Raw genomic sequence first — 17022 nt, forward strand, 5'->3', positions numbered from 1 at the left:
AGACAAGTGCTCAACTTTCGCAGGAGGCTGACGACATGACGGATGCGCCGGAGTACCGGATCGAGCACGACTCCATGGGAGAGGTGCGGGTCCCCGCCCACGCCAAGTGGCGGGCCCAGACCCAGCGGGCGGTGGAGAACTTCCCCATCTCCGGTCAGCGCCTGGAGCGCGCCCACATCGAGGCCCTGGCCCGCATCAAGGCCGCCGCGGCCAAGGTCAACGCCGAGCTGGGGGTCCTGGACAAGGAGATCGCGGACGCCATCCAGGAGGCGGCCGCCGAGGTCGCCGAGGGCCGCTGGGACGAGCACTTCCCGGTCGACGTCTTCCAGACCGGCTCCGGGACCTCCTCCAACATGAACACCAACGAGGTGCTCGCGACCCTCGCCGGGGAGCGGCTCGGCGCGAGACCCGGCCGCCCGGACGCCGTCCACCCCAACGACCACGTCAACGCCTCCCAGTCGTCCAACGACGTCTTCCCCTCCTCCATCCACATCGCGGCCACCGCCGCCGTCACCAAGGACCTCGTCCCGGCCCTGGAGCACCTCGCCGCCGCCCTGGAGCGGAAATCGGCCGAGTTCGCCGACGTCGTCAAGTCCGGCCGTACGCACCTGATGGACGCGACGCCCGTGACGCTCGGTCAGGAGTTCGGCGGCTACGCGGCCCAGGTGCGGTACGGCGTGGAGCGGCTGCGCGCCTCGCTCCCCCGCCTCGCCGAGCTGCCGCTGGGCGGCACGGCGGTCGGCACCGGCATCAACACCCCGCCCGGCTTCTCCGCCGCCGTCATCGCCGAGGTCGCCCGCGCCACCGGGCTGCCGCTGACCGAGGCGCGCGACCACTTCGAGGCGCAGGGCGCGCGCGACGGGCTGGTGGAGACGTCCGGTCAGCTCCGTACCATCGCCGTGTCCCTCACGAAGATCGCCAACGACCTGCGGTGGATGGCGTCCGGGCCGCGCACGGGCCTGGCCGAGATCAACCTCCCCGACCTCCAGCCCGGCTCGTCGATCATGCCGGGCAAGGTCAACCCGGTCATCCCCGAGGCCGTCCTGATGGTCGCCGCGCAGGTGACCGGCAACGACGCGACGGTGGCGGCGGCCGGAGCCGCCGGGAACTTCGAGCTGAACGTCATGCTCCCGGTCATCGCCAAGAACCTGCTGGAGTCCATCCGGCTGCTCGCCGCCGCCTCCCGCCTCCTCGCCGACCGCACGGTCGACGGCATCACCGCCAACCGCGAGCGGGCGCGCGAGTACGCCGAGTCCTCGCCGTCCATCGTCACCCCGCTCAACAAGTACATCGGGTACGAGGAGGCCGCGAAGGTCGCCAAGAAGTCGCTGGCCGAGCGGAAGACCATCCGCGAGGTCGTCCTCGAGTCGGGCTACGTGGAGCGCGGGGACCTGACGCTCCAGCAGCTCGACGAAGCCCTTGACGTCCTGCGCATGACCCGCCCCTGACCTGCGGGTTCGTACGCCGCCGACCTCGCTCGCGGTGATCCGCGCCGCAGCGGGCCCGCGGAGGGGGGTCCTAATATCTGCACATGACAGCCGAGACGACGGGACGACGCGGGGCGGGAGCGGGTGCGGACGGGCGCTGGGCGCCCGGTACGCGGATTCTGTGGCGGTACCGGGACAACGGCGGCGACGGCGTCCACATCTGCCGGCCCGTGACCGTCGTCCAGGACACCGACGACCTCCTCGCCGTCTGGATGGCGCCCGGCACCGAGTGCGTCAAACCCGTCCTCGCCGACGGCACGCCCGTGCACGAGGAGCCCCTCGCCACCCGCTACACCGCGCCGCGCACCACCACGCGCACCCGGTGGGCGGGCAGCGGCGTGCTGAAGCTGGCGCGGCCGCAGGAGCCGTGGTCGGTGTGGCTGTTCTGGGAGCACGGCTGGCAGTTCCGCAGCTGGTACGTCAACTTGGAGGAGCCCCGCCTGCGCTGGTCCGGCGGCGTCGACTCCGTCGACCACTTCCTGGACATCTCGGTCTATCCGGACCGTACGTGGCTGTGGCGTGACGAGGACGAGTTCGCGCAGGCGCAGCGCAGCGGGCTGATGGGCCCCGCGCAGGCGCGGCGGGTGCGGGAGGCGGGCCGGGCGGCGGTCGAGGTGATCCGGGCCTGGGGCACGCCGTTCGCGGACGGCTGGGAGGACTGGCGGCCCGATCCGCGCTGGACGGTTCCGGAACTGCCCGCGGACTGGGATCGCAGCCCGGCGCAGACGGCTCCGTGAGACCCTTGATGCGCCCCTGGGGGTCAACCGTAGGATCGTCCTCCGCAAGGCCGCGTGTCCGTAACGACTGAGCACCGAGCAGGACCTGACCGTAAGTCATCCATGAGGGGGTGGAGCGTGCCTGATCTGCGCACGGATCCCCCGCCCCTTGTCAACGCCGCCCTCAGAGCGGGTATAGCGCCTGACAGAGCGATTGCATCGCCCAACCGGCCCGGATGGACGGAATCCCACGCGTGACGGAGCATCCCACGTCCCATGACGGCAGGCAGCCGCTCGCTGCCCGCCCGCAGGAGCGCACCCGGACGCGGCAGGAGGCGCCCCCGGCGGCGCCCGCCGCGCCCGCGGCGCCCCCCGCAGGCGCGGGTGCCGGTGCGCGGCGCGACCACGCGCCGGTGGCCGCGGCGGCGGGCGGCGCGGTGCCCGGGTGCCGGTGCGGGCACGGCTCCGACGACGTACAGGCGGCGAGAGCCGCGGCGGCCCCGTCCGGGCAGGGGCACGACAGCGGTGACGGTGGCGGTGGCGGGAACGGCCGACGGACGGGCGCGGCGCCCGCCGGTGGGCGTGGGGACGGAGGCGGCGGCGTGGTCGCGGCGGCAGGAGGGCTCGGCGGGCTCGGGGGCGTCCCCGCGCAGACGGGGCACGGGCACGGGCCGGACGGCCACGAACCGGCGGGCCATCAGGCGGTGGGGCGCGAGCCGGCCGCCGGTCGCGAGCCGGCCGGTGGCGTGCGCGAGCCCGCCGCCCACGAGCCCGTCGGCACCGCGCGGCGCGAGGGCGACCGGCTGCGGTTCGTCGGGGCCGCCACGCGGCGCATCGCGCGCGGCATAGACCTCGACGAGATCGTGCTGGGCCTGTGCCGGGCGACCGTGCCCACGTTCTCGGACGCGATCCTCGTCTACCTCCGCGACCCGCTGCCCGTCGGGGACGAGCGGCCCGTCGACCCGTTCGTGCTGCGGCTGCGCCGCACCGACCGGCTGCGTTTAACGGACGACGACCCCGAGCTCTCGCTGGCGATCGCCCCGGACACCGACCTCGACCTCGGGCCGGCCGCCGAGCTGTGCGAGGTGCGCCCGGGCGGCGCGCTCGCCGAGGTCCTGCGCGGTGTGCGGCCCGTCTTCGGGGACTCCGCCGCCGCGCGCGCCGCGCTGCCCGAGCTGCTCGGCGACGGCCGTTCCGTGCCGTCCGGCCACCGCGCGATCCTCGCGCCGCTGCGCGGGCGGCGCCGGGTCATCGGCGCGGCCGTCTTCCTGCGCCGCCCGGACCGGCACGCCTTCGATCCGAACGACCTGCTGGTGGCGGCGCAGCTGGCCACGCACACCGCGCTCGGCATCGACAAGGCGGTGCTGTACGGGCGCGAGGCGTACATCGCGGACGAGCTCCAGCGCACCATGCTGCCGGAGAACCTGCCGCAGCCGACGGGCGTGAAGCTCGCCTCCCGCTACCTGCCGGCCGCCGAGACGGCCCGGGTCGGCGGCGACTGGTACGACGCGATCCCGCTGCCCGGCAGCCGGGTCGCCCTGGTCGTCGGCGACGTGATGGGCCACTCCATGACGTCCGCGGCGATCATGGGCCAGCTGAGGACCACCGCGCAGACCCTCGCCGGGCTCGACCTGCCGCCGCAGGAGGTGCTGCACCACCTCGACGAGCAGGCCCAGCGGCTCGGCGAGAACCGCATGGCGACCTGCCTGTACGCGGTGTACGACCCGGTCGCGCACCGCATCACCATCGCCAACGCCGGCCACCCGCCGCCGGTCCTGCTCCACCTCGGCGGGCGGGCGGAGGTGCTGCGGGTCCCGCCGGGTGCGCCCATCGGCGTCGGCGGCGTGGACTTCGAGGCGGTCGAGCTGGACGCCCCGGCCGGGGCGACGCTGCTGCTCTACACCGACGGCCTGGTCGAGTCGCGGCTGCGCGACGTCTGGACGGGGATAGAGCAGCTGCGGGAGCGGCTCGCCGCCACCGCCCAGCTGACCGGCCCGGACCACCCGCCGCCGCTGGAGGCGCTCTGCGACGACGTGCTCGACATGCTCGGGCCCGGCGACCGGGACGACGACATCGCGCTGCTCGCCGCCCGCTTCGACGGGATCGCGCCGAGCGACGTCGCCTACTGGTTCCTGGAACCGGAGGACGCGGCGCCGGGGCGGGCGCGCCGCCTGGCGCGGCGGGCGCTGGCCCGCTGGGACCTGGAGGAGCTGTCGGACAGCGTGGAGCTGCTGGTCAGCGAAGTGGTCACCAACGCGGTGCGGTACGCGGAGCGGCCGGTGACGCTGCGGCTGCTGCGCACCGACGTGCTGCGCTGCGAGGTCGGTGACGACTCTCCGCAGCTGCCGCGCCAGCGGCGGGCGCGCGACACCGACGAGGGCGGGCGCGGGCTGTTCCTGGTGAACCGGCTGGCCCGGCGGTGGGGCGCGACGCGCCTGTCGACGGGCAAGGTGGTGTGGTTCGAGCTGCCCACCCGCGTGTGACGGTGCGCAGGTGACGGTACGACGAAGGCCGGGCCCCTCGTGTGGAGGGGCCCGGCCTTCGTCGGCTCATGGGCCGTACGTCACGGCCTGGGCGGCTTGATGTCGCCCGGCTTCGCCGGTTCGTCGACGTCCCCGCCCGGGTCGCCGTCGTCACCGCCGGTCGCGCCGTCGGTCGGCTCGCCGGTCGGCACGCCGGGCGTCGTCGGCGTACGCGTCGGCGTCGGCTCGTCCGCCGGTTCGCTGGGCTCCTCGGTCGGGGTCGAGGTCTCGCTCGGCTCCTCCGCGGGCTCGGACGCGTCGCCGGTGGGCTCCTCGGTCGGCGTGGGGCTCTGCGTCGGCGTGTTCGTCGGCTGCGGCTCGGACACGACGGTGTCGGCGGCCTCCAGGTCGAAGCGGGCGTCGGAGCCGCCGCCGAGGGCGCCGGTGGTGTACTCGCGCCAGATCTTGGCGGGGACGCCACCGCCGTTGGCGCGGCCCGGGTTGATGGTGTCGGTCAGCGTGACCTGCCCCGTACCGTCGGGCTTCTCGCCGAAGAGGCCGACCGCCGTGACCAGTTCGGGCGTGTAGCCGACGAACCACGCCGAGCGGTTGTTCTCCGACGTACCGGTCTTGCCGGCCGCCTGGTAGTCGCCCGCGGCGTTCACGCCGGAGCCGCTGGAGACGACACCGGTCAGCGCCTTGGTGACGGTGTCGGCGGCCTCGCGGCTCAGCACCCGCTCGCCGATCGCGTCGACGGGCTCGACCTTGCGGTCCTTGTGCTCGGCGGACTGCACGATCGTCGGGGTGACCTTCTCGCCGTGGTGGGCGAAGGTGGCGTACACGCCCGCCATGTCCCAGGGGGAGGCGCCCATGGTGCCCAGCGACATCGCCGGCTGCGCCACGAAGGCGTCGCCGTCCTTCATCCCGAGGTCCAGCGCGGTCTTCTTCACCTTCTCGGGGCCCACGTCCACGATCATCTGGGCGTAGACGGAGTTGATCGAGCTGTTGGTGGCCCTCTGCACGGTGACGGGTCCGTAGCTCTGGTTGTTGAGGTTCTCGGGCGCGAACGGCGTGTCGCTTCCCTCCACGGGCCGCTTGCTGGTGCCGTCGTAGACGGTGCCGAGGCCTATCTTCCGGCCGTCCTGGGTCGTCGCGCCGTTGTCCAGGGCGGAGGCGAGGACGACGGGCTTGAAGGTCGAGGCGGGCTGGTAGTCGCGGCGGGTGGCGTTCGACATCCAGTGCTCGGTGGCGCCGATGCCGCCGTAGAGGGCCACGACCTTGCCGGTCTTCGGGTCGACGGAGGTGGCGCCGGCCTGGACGGTGGCGTCGGCCTTGTCGCCCTTGCGGTCGAGCTTCTCCTCCAGCTGGTGGTCGACCGCGGCGACGAGCTCCTTCTGGCGCTTCTCGTCGATGCTGAGCGTGATGGACCAGCCGCCGGCCTTCAGCTGTGCCTCGGGGATGCCCTGGCGCATGAGCTCCTGGTTGGCGGCCTCGACGAGGTAGCCGTTCGTGCCCTCCGCGCCGGGCGCGGCCTTCGGCTTGCCCGGCACGGGGAACTCCTGCTTCGCCCGCTCGGCCTGGGAGAGCCAGCCCTCCTCGACCATGTTGTCCAGGACGTAGTTCCAGCGCTCGGTGACGAGCTTGCGGCCGGTGGCGGTGGCGGAGGTCCAGTCGTACTGGCTGGGCGCCTGGAGGACGGCGGCGAGGTACGCGCCCTGGGCGACGTTCAGCCTGCTCGCGTCGACGCCGTAGTACGCCTGGGCCGCGGCCTGGACGCCGTACGCGTTGCGGCCGTAGTAGCTGGTGTTCATGTACCCGGCCAGGATCTCGTTCTTGTCGAGCCGCTGGTCGACCTTGAGGGAGATCACCATCTCCTTGAGCTTGCGGCTGACCGTCGGGTCCTGGGTGAGGTAGTAGTTCTTGACGTACTGCTGGGTGATGGTGGAGCCACCCTGCTTGCCCTTGCCCGTGATGGTGTTGAGCACGCCGCGCGCGGTGCCCTTGATGTCGACGCCGGAGTCCTCGAAGAAGGTCTTGTTCTCGGCGGCGACGAAGGCGTACCGGACGTCCTTGGGGATCTTGTCGAGGCCGACGATCTCGCGGTTGACCTCGCCGGTGCGGGCGAAGATCTTGCCGTTGCTGAACTTGTAGACGTTGCTCTGCTTGGTCGCCATGGCGTTGGCGTCGGGGACGGGCACCAGCAGGTAGAGGACGTAGAAGGCGCCCATCACGAGCAGGCAGAAGCCGAAGAAGGTGCCCAGCAGCTTCTTCCAGGTGAAGAAGCGGCGTATGCCCCCGCCCTCGCTCTTCGTCCCGCGGGCTTTCGCTTGGCCCATCGCTTCGTCGCTCCGCTCTTCGTCGACCAGATCAGCAGCTCAGCAAACTAACACCGGGAGAACCGGCAAACCTCAACGGATCACGCCTTTTCAGGACGTGAGAATCAGCACCCGTGTCAATGGAACCGACTCCTGAGGATGCCGAACGGTTGCGATCACCGTTAAAGTGATATCAGTTTGCTAGACCACACGAACGGGGGACACCCATGTCCGACACCACACCGACGCCCGACGCGCCGGACACGCCCGAGGTCCCGGAGATGCCCGAACCGAGCGTCCGGGAGTTCGCCGCGCACAGCATCGGCGGCGGCCTCGCGCTGCTCCTCGGCCTGGTCGGCCTGGCGGCCGGCGTCTGCCTGGTGGTCGCCGGCGCGGCCATCGGCTCGACCGGCGCGAAGGTGGCGCTGATCCTCACCGGCGTCGCGGTCGGGATCGCGGCGTTCCTCGCCATGTGCGGGCTGAACATGGTGGCGCCCGGCGAGGCCCGGGTGGTGCAGCTCTTCGGGCGCTACCGCGGCACGATCCGCGACGACGGGCTGCGCTGGGTCAACCCGTTCACCTCCCGCCAGAAGATCTCCACGCGGGTGCGCAACCACGAGACGGCGGTCCTCAAGGTCAACGACGCGTACGGCAACCCGATCGAGCTCGCCGCGGTCGTGGTGTGGAAGGTCGAGGACACGGCACAGGCGACGTTCGAGGTGGACGACTTCCTGGAGTTCGTCTCCACGCAGACGGAGGCGGCGGTACGGCACATCGCGATCGAGTACCCGTACGACGCCCACGAGGAGGACGGCCTGTCGCTGCGCGGCAACGCGGAGGAGATCACCGAGAAGCTCGCCGCCGAGCTGCAGGCGCGTGTGCAGGCCGCGGGCGTGCACATCATCGAGTCCCGCTTCACCCACCTGGCGTACGCTCCGGAGATCGCCTCCGCGATGCTCCAGCGCCAGCAGGCGGGCGCCGTGGTGGCGGCGCGCCGGCAGATCGTGGACGGCGCGGTCGGCATGGTCGAGGCGGCGCTGGACCGCCTGGAGGAGCGGGACATCGTGGAGCTCGACCCGGAACGGAAGGCGGCGATGGTGTCGAACCTGATGGTGGTGCTGTGCGGTGACCGTGCGGCCCAGCCGGTGCTGAACACGGGCACGCTCTACCAGTGACCGAGCGCTCGCAGCGCAAGCAGGTGCTGCTCCGCCTGGACCCGGCGGTGCACGAGGCGCTGGCGCGCTGGGCGGCGGACGAGCTGCGCAGCGCCAACGCCCAGATCGAGTTCCTGCTCCGCAAGGCCCTCGCGGAAGCGGGCCGCCTCCCGGCCGCCCCGGGCCCGCTCCCGCGCCGGGGCCGGCCGCCGAAGGCGTCGAGGCCGCAGCAGCCACCGGGGGAGCGGCCGGAGGAGCGGCCCTAGGATCCCCCCTCCGGCGGGAGTATCCGCACCGGCAGGTCCGCCATCGCCTCGCGCAGCGCGCCCGCCAGCTCCTCGAACTCGGCCTGGCGCGCCGCGCCCGTACGCATCGCCAGGGCGACCCGCCGCGACGGCGCCGGGTCGGCGAACCGGCCGGTCAGCAGCCGGTCGTTGCGGCCGGTCTCGACCGTGACCGCCGTCCGCGGCAGCAGCGTCACGCCGAGGCCGCCCGCGACGAGCTGCACCAGCGTGGAGAGTCCCGCGGCGGTGGTGGTGACGGCGGCGCCGTCCTGGCGGCCGGCCTCACGGCAGATGTCCAGCGCCTGGTCGCGCAGGCAGTGGCCCTCGTCCAGCAGCAGCAGCCGCAGCTCGCGCAGCGCCTCGCGGGGGATGTCGTGGCGGCCGCCCAGCTCGTGCCCCTCGGGCGTGACGAGCACGAAGTCCTCGTCGAACAGGGGCAGTTCGGTGACCCCCGGCACGCCCAGCGGCACCGCGAGCAGCAGCAGGTCGAGCCGCCCCGCCGCCAGGCCCTCCAGCAGCGAGGAGGTCTGCTCCTCGTGGACCTGGAGGTCCAGCTCCGGGTAGCGCTCGTGCACCAGGCGCAGCACCGTGGGCAGCAGGTACGGCGCGACGGTCGGGATCACCCCGAGCCGCAGCACCCCGGTGAAGGGCGCGTGCGCCGCCTCCGCCTCCTCCATCAGCTCACCCACCGTGTCCAGCACGGCCTTGGCCCGTACGGCGAGCCGCTCACCCGCCGGGGACAGCAGCACCTTGCGTGTCGTACGCTCCAGCAGCTGGACACCGAGTGCCTCTTCGAGGGCCGAAACCGCGCCCGAAAGCGCCGGCTGGCTCATGCCGATCGCCGCCGCCGCGTCCCGGAAGTGCAGATGCTCGGCCACCGCCACGAACGCGCGGAGCTGGGCCAGACTGGGCTGCTTACCCTTATATACGGACACCACTGATAACCACCTTCGATCAACACGACCCAGTCTAGCTATTTCACTGATCAATGCACGCCGTGCCATGCTGGGGCTCCGTCCAACCCCCACGGAAGACCTCAAAAGGGACTTCCCTGCTGCAAGGAGAGCGTGTGCTCACTGTCGGTGACCAGTTCCCCACGTACGACCTGACCGCCTGTGTGTCGCTGGAGAGCGGCAAGGAGTTCGCGCAGATCGACCACAAGTCCTACGAGGGCAAGTGGCGCGTGGTGTTCTTCTGGCCGAAGGACTTCACCTTCGTCTGCCCCACCGAGATCGCCGCCTTCGGCAAGCTGAACGACGAGTTCGCCGACCGCGACGCCCAGATCCTCGGTGTCTCGGGTGACTCCGAGTTCGTGCACCACGCCTGGCGCAAGGACCACGCCGACCTGCGTGACCTGCCCTTCCCGATGCTCGCCGACTCGAAGCACGAGCTCATGCGCGACTGCGGCGTCGAGGGCGAGGACGGCTTCGCGCAGCGTGCCGTCTTCATCGTCGACCCGAACAACGAGATCCAGTTCTGCATGGTGACCGCCGGCTCCGTCGGCCGTAACCCCAAGGAGGTCCTGCGGGTGCTGGACGCCCTGCAGACCGACGAGCTGTGCCCCTGCAACTGGACCAAGGGCGAGGACACCCTCGACCCGGTCAAGCTGCTCTCCGGCGAGTGACGAAAGCGACCCCCTGACATGGCTCTCGACGAACTGAAGTCCGCCATACCGGACTACGCCAAGGACCTGAAGCTGAACCTCGGCTCGGTCATCGGCAACAGCGAGCTCCCCCAGCAGCAGCTGTGGGGCACGGTCCTCGCCTGCGCGATCGCCTCGCGCTCGCCGAAGGTCCTGCGCGAGCTGGAGCCGGAGGCCAAGGCGAACCTCTCGCCCGAGGCGTACCAGGCCGCCAAGTCCGCCGCCGCGATCATGGCGATGAACAACGTCTTCTACCGCACGCGCCACCTGCTCTCCGACCCGGAGTACGGCACGATGCGCGCCGGTCTGCGGATGAACGTCATCGGCAACCCGGGTGTGGAGAAGGCCGACTTCGAGCTGTGGTCGCTCGCCGTCTCCGCCATCAACGGCTGCGGCATGTGCCTCGACTCGCACGAGCAGGTGCTGCGCAAGGCCGGCGTGGAGCGCGACACGATCCAGGAGGCGTTCAAGATCGCCTCGGTGATCCAGGCGGTCGGCGCGACGCTCGACGCCGAGGCCGTCCTCGCGGAGTAGTCAGCCGTACGCGTACGAAGGGGCCCACCGACCCGCAGGTCGGTGGGCCCCTTCTCGTACCGCTACTCCCCCGGCGCCACCCGCGGCTCCCCCGGCGGCGCGTGCCGCAGGGCCTGCTCGTAGCTGAACGCCCGCAGGTAGCCGACGACCGTGTTGGTGACCGCGACCAGCGGGACCGCGACCACCGCGCCGCCGATGCCGGCGATCAGGCCGCCCGCCGCGACGGTGAGGACCACCGCGAGCGGGTGGACCCGCACCGCGCGGCCCAGGATGAACGGCTGGAGGACGTGGCCCTCGATCTGCTGGACGGCGAGCACCACGACCAGCACCATCAGCGCGGTGAAGACGCCCTGCGTGACCAGGCCGACGATCACCGCGAGGGCACCGGAGATCACCGCACCCACCAGCGGGATGAAGGCGAAGAGGAAGATGAGCACGCCGAGCGGAACGGCCAGCGGCACATCGAGGAAGTAGATGCCGAGCCCGATGAAGACGGCGTCGATGAGGGCCACGATCAGCGTGCCGCGTACGTACGCGGTGAGGGTGCGCCAGGCCCGCGGACCGGCGCCCGCGACGCCCGGACGCGCCTGCGCCGGTACGAGCTTGAGCACCCAGCTCCAGACCTTCTTCCCGTCGTACAGCAGGAAGAGCGTCGAGAACATCGTCAGCAGGATGCCGGTGATCACCTCGACCAGCACGGTCACGCCCTGGAGGCCGGCGGTGGTGATCTCCTCCGTGTTGGTGCCGATGGTGTCGCTGAGGTTCTTGGCGATGTCGTTGATCTGCTGCTCGGTGACGTGGAAGGGGCTGTTCAGCAGCCAGCGCTTCAGCTCGTCGATACCGTCCCGGAGGCGGTCGGAGATGTCGCCGAGGTTGTCCAGCACCTGCCAGACGACGAACCAGCCGACCAGGCCCATGATGATGAAGCCCGTGATGGCCGTGACGGCGGTGGCCAAGCCGCGCGGCAGGCCCCACCGCGTCAGCCGGGCCACGGCCGGCTGGAGCAGGGCGGTGATCAGCAGTGCGGCGACGAAGGCGAGCACCACCAGCTGGACGTTGCTGATGGCCTTCATCAGCAGCCAGAGGGCGCCCGCGAGGACGAGCAGCCGCCAGCCGGCCTCGGCCGCGACGCGAATGCCCCAGGGGATGGCGTCGACGGGATCGGGGCGGGCGGCGACGGCGGGAGCGTACGCGGGCGGGGCCGGAACGCTGCCGGGTGCCGGAGCACCGCCGTTCTCGCCGGTCGCGCCGGAACCGCCGGCACGATCCGATCCGCCGGCCCCCGCACCACCGGCCGCGCCCGGGAAGCCGGGACCGCCCGGACCGGCGGGCACACCGGGCACAGCCGGCACATCGGGCGCACCGGCCTCGCTCTCGGCTCGGCGGCGCTCCTCCAAGCGCCGCCCCATCCGGGTCAGTCCGGCACCGAGCCGGCCCAGCCACCCTGGCACTTTCGACATGATCTTCTCTCTTCCCCCCACCGCTCCCCCGGGAGTACGGGCTCCACGACGGTACACGCACGGAGCCCCTCACCGTAGGACGGTGAGGGGCTCCGCGGAGTCGAGCCGGGTGGCGGCCTAGTACCAGTGGGTGGCCTAGTACCAGTGGTTGGCCTGCCAGAAGCTCCACGCGCCGCACGGGCTGCCGTAGCGGTCGTTCATGTAGTTCAGGCCCCACTTGATCTGGGTGGCCGGGTTGGTCTGCCAGTCGGCACCGGCGGACGCCATCTTGGAGCCCGGGAGCGCCTGGACGAGGCCGTACGCGCCCGACGAGGGGTTCGTCGCGCGGTAGTTCCAGTCGGACTCGTGGTCCACGATGTTGCTGAAGCACTGGAACTGGTCGCCCGGGATCATCTGACGGGCCATCGCCTGGACCTCGGCGACGCTGTACGACGACTGGGTCGCGAAGCTGGTGGCCGAGCGCACCTCGTCGCGGCTGGCGCGCTCCTGCTGCTCCTTGGCCTCGCGCTCCTCCCGCTCCTTGCGCTCCTTCTCGGCCTTCTCCTCGGCGGCTTCCTTCTTCGCCTGGGCGTCCTTGGCGGCCTGGAGGCGGGCGGCCTCCTCGGCGGACTTCTGGGCGGCAGAGTCGGCGGCGGCGGCCTGGGCCTCGGCCTGCTGCGTCAGCGACGAGACCTGTACCTGGGCCTGCTGGCCGACGGGGATGTCCGCAAGGAGCGTCGCGTCGGCGGCAGCGGCCTCGAAGTTGTTCTCCGAGGGCTGGGCGTTGCCCGAGGCAACACCGACGACGGCGCCGACAGTGGTGACCGCGGTGGCCGACGCCACCGCGAATCCCCGGACCGAGATCCGGCTCACACGGTTTCCTTCCAGCATCGCCCGCTTAGGTGACCTCGCGGGCGAAATCGTGCCCCTGGCGCTGGTCCCCCCACTGCTGGGTCACGGGGGACACGGGCCCGGTGGGCAACTCCCTTGCGGGAGCGCCGCGTGGTGCTCGGGCGGCATACGGCGAACAGGTCTTGAGTTGTTACAGGTGTGCCGTATGCGGGGCCTGACGGAAGCAAGACTCTGCCCGACCGCGACACCGCAAGGCAATTATTCGTTGCGTGGGAAAGCTCACACGCCCTTTCCGGCAGGAGTTTTGCGGAAGGGGGCGCGCGACACGACGCCGCCCGGCTAAGCTCTCGCGCTTTGCCGGGCGGCGACAACTGCCGTGCCCCATTACGGGCGTTCGGGGATCAAATCGCCCCGTCCTCCAGCATTTCGGTCACGAGCGCGGCGATCTGCGAGCGCTCCGAGCGGGTCAGGGTCACGTGCGCGAAGAGCGGATGGCCCTTCAGCTTCTCCACGACGGCGACGACTCCGTCGTACCGGCCGACCCGCAGGTTGTCGCGCTGGGCCACGTCGTGCGTGAGGACGACCCGGGAATTCGACCCGATACGGGACAACACGGTCAGCAGGACGTTGCGTTCGAGCGACTGGGCCTCGTCCACGATGACGAACGCGTCGTGGAGGGAGCGCCCGCGGATGTGGGTGAGCGGCAGGACCTCCAGCATGCCGCGGCTGAGGATCTCCTCGATGACCTCCTTGCCCGCGACCGCCGACAGCGTGTCGAAGACCGCCTGCGCCCAGGGGCCCATCTTCTCCGCCTCGGTGCCCGGCAGATAGCCGAGCTCCTGGCCGCCGACGGCGTACAGCGGCCGGAAGACCATCACCTTCTGGTGCTGCCGCCGCTCCAGGACCGCCTCCAGGCCGGCGCACAGGGCGAGCGCCGACTTGCCCGTGCCGGCCCGGCCGCCCATCGAGACGATGCCGACGTCCGGGTCGAGGAGCAGGTCGAGTGCGATGCGCTGCTCGGCGCTGCGGCCCCGGATGCCGAACGCCTCGCGGTCGCCGCGCACCAGGCGCACGTTGCCGTCGGGCGCGATGCGGCCGAGCGCCTTGCCGCGCTCCGACGACAGGACGAGACCGGTGTGCACCGGCAGCCCGACCGCTTCGGGGACGTACAGCGACTCCTCGGTGAACAGGAGGTCGATCTGGTCCGCCGAGAGGGGCAGTTCCGACATTCCGGTCCAGCCGGAGTCGGTGATGGCGAGCTCGGCGCGGTACTCCTCGGCGAGCAGGCCGACCGACGACGCCTTGATGCGCAGCGGCAGGTCCTTGGAGACGACCGTGACGTCGTACCCCTCGGCCTGGAGGTTGCGCGCGACGGCGAGGATCCGCGAGTCGTTGTCCCCGAGGCGGTAGCCGGCCGGGAGGACGGCGGGGTCCGAGTGGTTGAGCTCCACACGCAGGGTCCCGCCGAGCTCGCCGATGGGCAGCGGGGCGTCGAGGCGGCCGTACCGGACCCGCATGTCGTCCAGCAGGCGCAGCGCCTGCCGGGCGAAGTAGCCGAGCTCCGGGTGGTGCCTCTTGGCCTCCAGCTCCGTGACCACGACGACGGGGAGCACGACCTCGTGCTCGTCGAAACGGGCCATGGCACCGGGGTCGGCCAGCAGGACGCTGGTGTCGAGGACGTAGGTGCGCCTGTCGTGCAGGCGGCGCTTTGTGCTGGTCACCACGGTAGGACGGACCCCCTCTGATAGAGGTGCATGAGGTCGGGGTGCGACGGCGGCGGCGACGGCGGTTTCGGCGACGGCGGCGGCGTCGCGGGAGATGGAGCCGGGCTCCGGCCACCTTGCGCGGGCCGAGCTCCGGCCCTCCGCGTCGTCCGTACACGGGGTGCACGGTCGTCCTGGTGCAAAGGGCCTCCCGGGCGAGCGGGCTTGAGTGCCGCTCACTCTGGGAGGGGTATTCCCGTACTACCGCAGGTCCATGCCATGGCATATGACGACGCGTCGGTGAACGCGGAGTGTCCTGGGGGCGGGGTGTCGGTGCCGTGGTGCGGCGCTGGCGTCAGGTGCCGTAGCGCCGGTGGCGGGCGGCGTAGTCCCGCAGGGCGCGCAGGAAGTCGACCTTGCGGAAGGCCGGCCAGTGGACCTCGCAGAAGTAGTACTCGGAGTGGGCGCTCTGCCAGAGCATGAAGCCCGACAGGCGCTGCTCGCCGCTGGTGCGGATCACCAGGTCCGGGTCGGGCTGGCCGCGGGTGTAGAGGTGCTCGGAGATGTGCTCGACGTCGACGATCTCGGCGAGCTCCTCGAAGCTCGTCCCCTTCTCCGCGTGCTCCAGCAGCAGCGAGCGGACCGCGTCCGCGATCTCCTGGCGGCCGCCGTAGCCCACGGCGACGTTCACGAGTATGCCCGTGTGGTCGCGGGTCTTCTCCTCGGCCTCCTTCAGGACGGCCTGGGTCCGCGCGGGCAGCAGGTCGAGCGTGCCGACGTGGTGGACGCGCCAGCGGCCGTCGGCGGCGAGGTCGCGCACGGCGTTCTCGATGATGCCGAGCAGCGGCACCAGCTGCTCCTCGGGCCGGTTGAGGTTGTCGGTGGACAGCATCCACAGGGTGACGACCTCGACGTCCGTCTCGGCGCACCAGCCGAGCAGCTCCTGGATCTTGCTCGCGCCGGCCTTGTGGCCCTGTTCCGGAGTGCCGCCGGACGCCTTCGCCCACCGCCGGTTCCCGTCGAGGATGACGCCGATGTGCTTCGGCACCTGGGCGTGGTCGAGGCGGCCCTCGACCCGGCGTGCGTAAAGCCTGTACACCAGGTCGCGCAAGTTCACCGATCTCACCTCTCGATTGCGTGCGGGCCCGCAGCGGCGTCGGCCCAGGGGGATCGATTCCGGCTCACCGCCGCCGTCCCCGAGGCCGCCACATTACTGCGCGGGGGTCACGGCGGCCCAACCCGGCCTGTCACAGGTCCGTGATAAGGAGAGAGACGTGACTGATACCGCCGCATACCGACCCGCCGCCGACCGCTACGACTCCATGGAGTACCGCCGCACCGGCCGCAGCGGCCTGAAGCTGCCCGCCGTCTCGCTGGGCCTGTGGCACAACTTCGGCGACGACCGTACGCTCGCCTCGCAGCGCGCGATCCTGCGCCGCGCCTTCGACCTCGGCGTGACCCACTTCGACCTGGCGAACAACTACGGACCGCCGCCCGGCTCCGCCGAGCTGAACTTCGGCAAGATCTTCGCCCAGGACTTCGCGCCGTACCGTGACGAGATCGTCGTCTCGACCAAGGCCGGGTATCTGATGCACCCCGGCCCGTACGGCGAGTGGGGCTCCCGCAAGTACCTGCTGTCCTCGCTCGACGCGTCGCTGAAGCGGATGGGCCTCGACTACGTCGACATCTTCTACTCGCACCGCTTCGACAAGGACACCCCGCTCGAGGAGACCATGGGCGCCCTGGCCTCCGCCGTGCAGCAGGGCAAGGCGCTGTACGTCGGCGTCTCCTCGTACAGCAGTGAGCAGACCGCCGAGGCGGCCCGGCTGCTGCGGGAGATGGGCGTTCCGGCGCTGATCCATCAGCCGTCGTACTCGATGATCAACCGCTGGACCGAGGAGGACGCCCTCCTCGACACCCTGGAGGAGGCGGGCATGGGCTGCATCGCCTTCGCGCCGCTCGCCCAGGGCCTGCTCACCGACAAGTACCTCAAGGGCATCCCGGAGGGTTCGCGGGCCACGCAGGGCAAGTCCCTCGACCCGAACCTCCTCTCCGACGAGGTCGTCCGCCGGCTCCGCGGCCTGGACGACATCGCCCGCCGCCGCGGCCAGTCGCTCGCGCAGCTGGCGCTGACCTGGGTGCTGCGCGACGAGCGGATGACGTCGGCGCTGATCGGCGCGTCCAGCGTGACGCAGCTGGAGCAGAACATCGCGGCGCTGGGCGGGGCGCCGCTCACCGAGGAGGAGCTGAAGGAGATCGACTCGTACGCGGTCGACACCGCCGGCACCAACATCTGGGCGGCGCGCAGCTGACCGGAGGCCCAGGTCGGCGCGGGAACGAAAAACGGGCCGGTCCGTGGGGGGGATACGGACCGGCCCGAGGGGGGGTTTCCACCATAACCCTTCGTAAGACGTGCTGCGTGCCGCGACAGGCC

General features: G+C 71.5%; 14 protein-coding genes. 8 read left to right on the forward strand and 6 right to left on the reverse strand.

Features of this window, described 5'->3' with window-relative positions:
* Window positions 1–35 precede the first annotated feature (35 nt).
* The 3 genes from AB0A69_RS27765 to AB0A69_RS27775 all read left to right on the forward strand — a co-directional run bounded on the left by AB0A69_RS27765 (window position 36) and on the right by AB0A69_RS27775 (window position 4686).
* Window positions 36–1448, forward strand: coding sequence for a class II fumarate hydratase (locus tag AB0A69_RS27765; RefSeq protein WP_361427674.1), 1413 nt, complete (start codon window positions 36–38; stop codon window positions 1446–1448).
* Between the two features lie 83 nt (window positions 1449–1531).
* On the forward strand, window positions 1532–2224 hold the full coding sequence (locus AB0A69_RS27770; protein ID WP_361427677.1) for a DUF402 domain-containing protein: 693 nt from the start codon (window positions 1532–1534) through the stop codon (window positions 2222–2224).
* Between the two features lie 233 nt (window positions 2225–2457).
* Window positions 2458–4686, forward strand: coding sequence for a SpoIIE family protein phosphatase (locus tag AB0A69_RS27775; RefSeq protein ID WP_361427680.1), 2229 nt, complete (start codon window positions 2458–2460; stop codon window positions 4684–4686).
* 80 nt (window positions 4687–4766) lie between these two features.
* Here AB0A69_RS27775 and AB0A69_RS27780 read toward each other — a convergent pair whose 3' ends face one another.
* A complete protein-coding gene (locus AB0A69_RS27780) occupies window positions 4767–7001 on the reverse strand; it encodes a transglycosylase domain-containing protein (RefSeq protein ID WP_361427683.1) in 2235 nt (744 codons plus the stop codon).
* Window positions 7002–7207: 206 nt separating this feature from the next.
* Here AB0A69_RS27780 and AB0A69_RS27785 point away from each other — a divergent pair, with 206 nt between their 5' ends.
* Both AB0A69_RS27785 and AB0A69_RS27790 read left to right on the forward strand, forming a co-directional pair.
* The gene (locus AB0A69_RS27785) at window positions 7208–8155 is read left to right on the forward strand and encodes an SPFH domain-containing protein (protein ID WP_361427686.1); all 948 of its coding nucleotides are present in this window, start codon (window positions 7208–7210) and stop codon (window positions 8153–8155) included.
* Window positions 8152–8400 carry a hypothetical protein gene (locus AB0A69_RS27790; RefSeq protein ID WP_361427689.1) on the forward strand — a complete coding sequence of 83 codons (249 nt, stop codon included), beginning with the start codon at window positions 8152–8154 and terminating at the stop codon, window positions 8398–8400. The genes AB0A69_RS27785 and AB0A69_RS27790 overlap by 4 nt, the downstream gene beginning before the upstream one ends.
* Here AB0A69_RS27790 and AB0A69_RS27795 read toward each other — a convergent pair.
* Window positions 8397–9356 carry a LysR substrate-binding domain-containing protein gene (locus tag AB0A69_RS27795; RefSeq protein ID WP_361427692.1) on the reverse strand — a complete coding sequence of 320 codons (960 nt, stop codon included), beginning with the start codon at window positions 9354–9356 and terminating at the stop codon, window positions 8397–8399. The two genes, AB0A69_RS27790 and AB0A69_RS27795, sit on opposite strands and share 4 nt — an antisense overlap.
* A gap of 131 nt (window positions 9357–9487) precedes the next feature.
* Between AB0A69_RS27795 and AB0A69_RS27800 the strand changes: the two genes are divergently transcribed.
* Complete coding sequence (locus AB0A69_RS27800) at window positions 9488–10042, forward strand: peroxiredoxin (protein ID WP_361427695.1); 555 nt, start codon at window positions 9488–9490, stop codon at window positions 10040–10042.
* Between the two features lie 18 nt (window positions 10043–10060).
* Complete coding sequence (locus tag AB0A69_RS27805; protein WP_361427698.1) at window positions 10061–10594, forward strand: alkyl hydroperoxide reductase; 534 nt, start codon at window positions 10061–10063, stop codon at window positions 10592–10594.
* Between the two features lie 62 nt (window positions 10595–10656).
* On the opposite strand, the gene AB0A69_RS27810 is transcribed toward AB0A69_RS27805, so the two are convergent.
* The 4 genes from AB0A69_RS27810 to AB0A69_RS27825 all read right to left on the reverse strand — a co-directional run bounded on the left by AB0A69_RS27810 (window position 10657) and on the right by AB0A69_RS27825 (window position 15705).
* Window positions 10657–12054 (reverse strand): AI-2E family transporter, encoded by a 1398-nt coding sequence (locus AB0A69_RS27810; RefSeq protein WP_361427701.1) that lies wholly within the window; start codon window positions 12052–12054, stop codon window positions 10657–10659.
* Window positions 12055–12189: 135 nt separating this feature from the next.
* Window positions 12190–12906, reverse strand: a complete 717-nt coding sequence (locus AB0A69_RS27815) for a transglycosylase SLT domain-containing protein (RefSeq protein WP_361427704.1) — start codon at window positions 12904–12906, stop codon at window positions 12190–12192.
* A gap of 380 nt (window positions 12907–13286) precedes the next feature.
* Window positions 13287–14609 (reverse strand): PhoH family protein, encoded by a 1323-nt coding sequence (locus AB0A69_RS27820; protein ID WP_361427707.1) that lies wholly within the window; start codon window positions 14607–14609, stop codon window positions 13287–13289.
* 334 nt (window positions 14610–14943) lie between these two features.
* Window positions 14944–15705 carry an isoprenyl transferase gene (locus AB0A69_RS27825; RefSeq protein ID WP_361427710.1) on the reverse strand — a complete coding sequence of 254 codons (762 nt, stop codon included), beginning with the start codon at window positions 15703–15705 and terminating at the stop codon, window positions 14944–14946.
* 157 nt (window positions 15706–15862) lie between these two features.
* Between AB0A69_RS27825 and mgrA the strand changes: the two genes are divergently transcribed.
* Complete coding sequence (mgrA, locus tag AB0A69_RS27830) at window positions 15863–16900, forward strand: L-glyceraldehyde 3-phosphate reductase (protein ID WP_361427713.1); 1038 nt, start codon at window positions 15863–15865, stop codon at window positions 16898–16900.
* Window positions 16901–17022 lie beyond the last annotated feature (122 nt).

The organism is Streptomyces sp. NPDC045431 (genome assembly GCF_040646655.1).
In the GTDB taxonomy this organism is placed as follows: Bacteria; Actinomycetota; Actinomycetes; order Streptomycetales; family Streptomycetaceae; genus Streptomyces.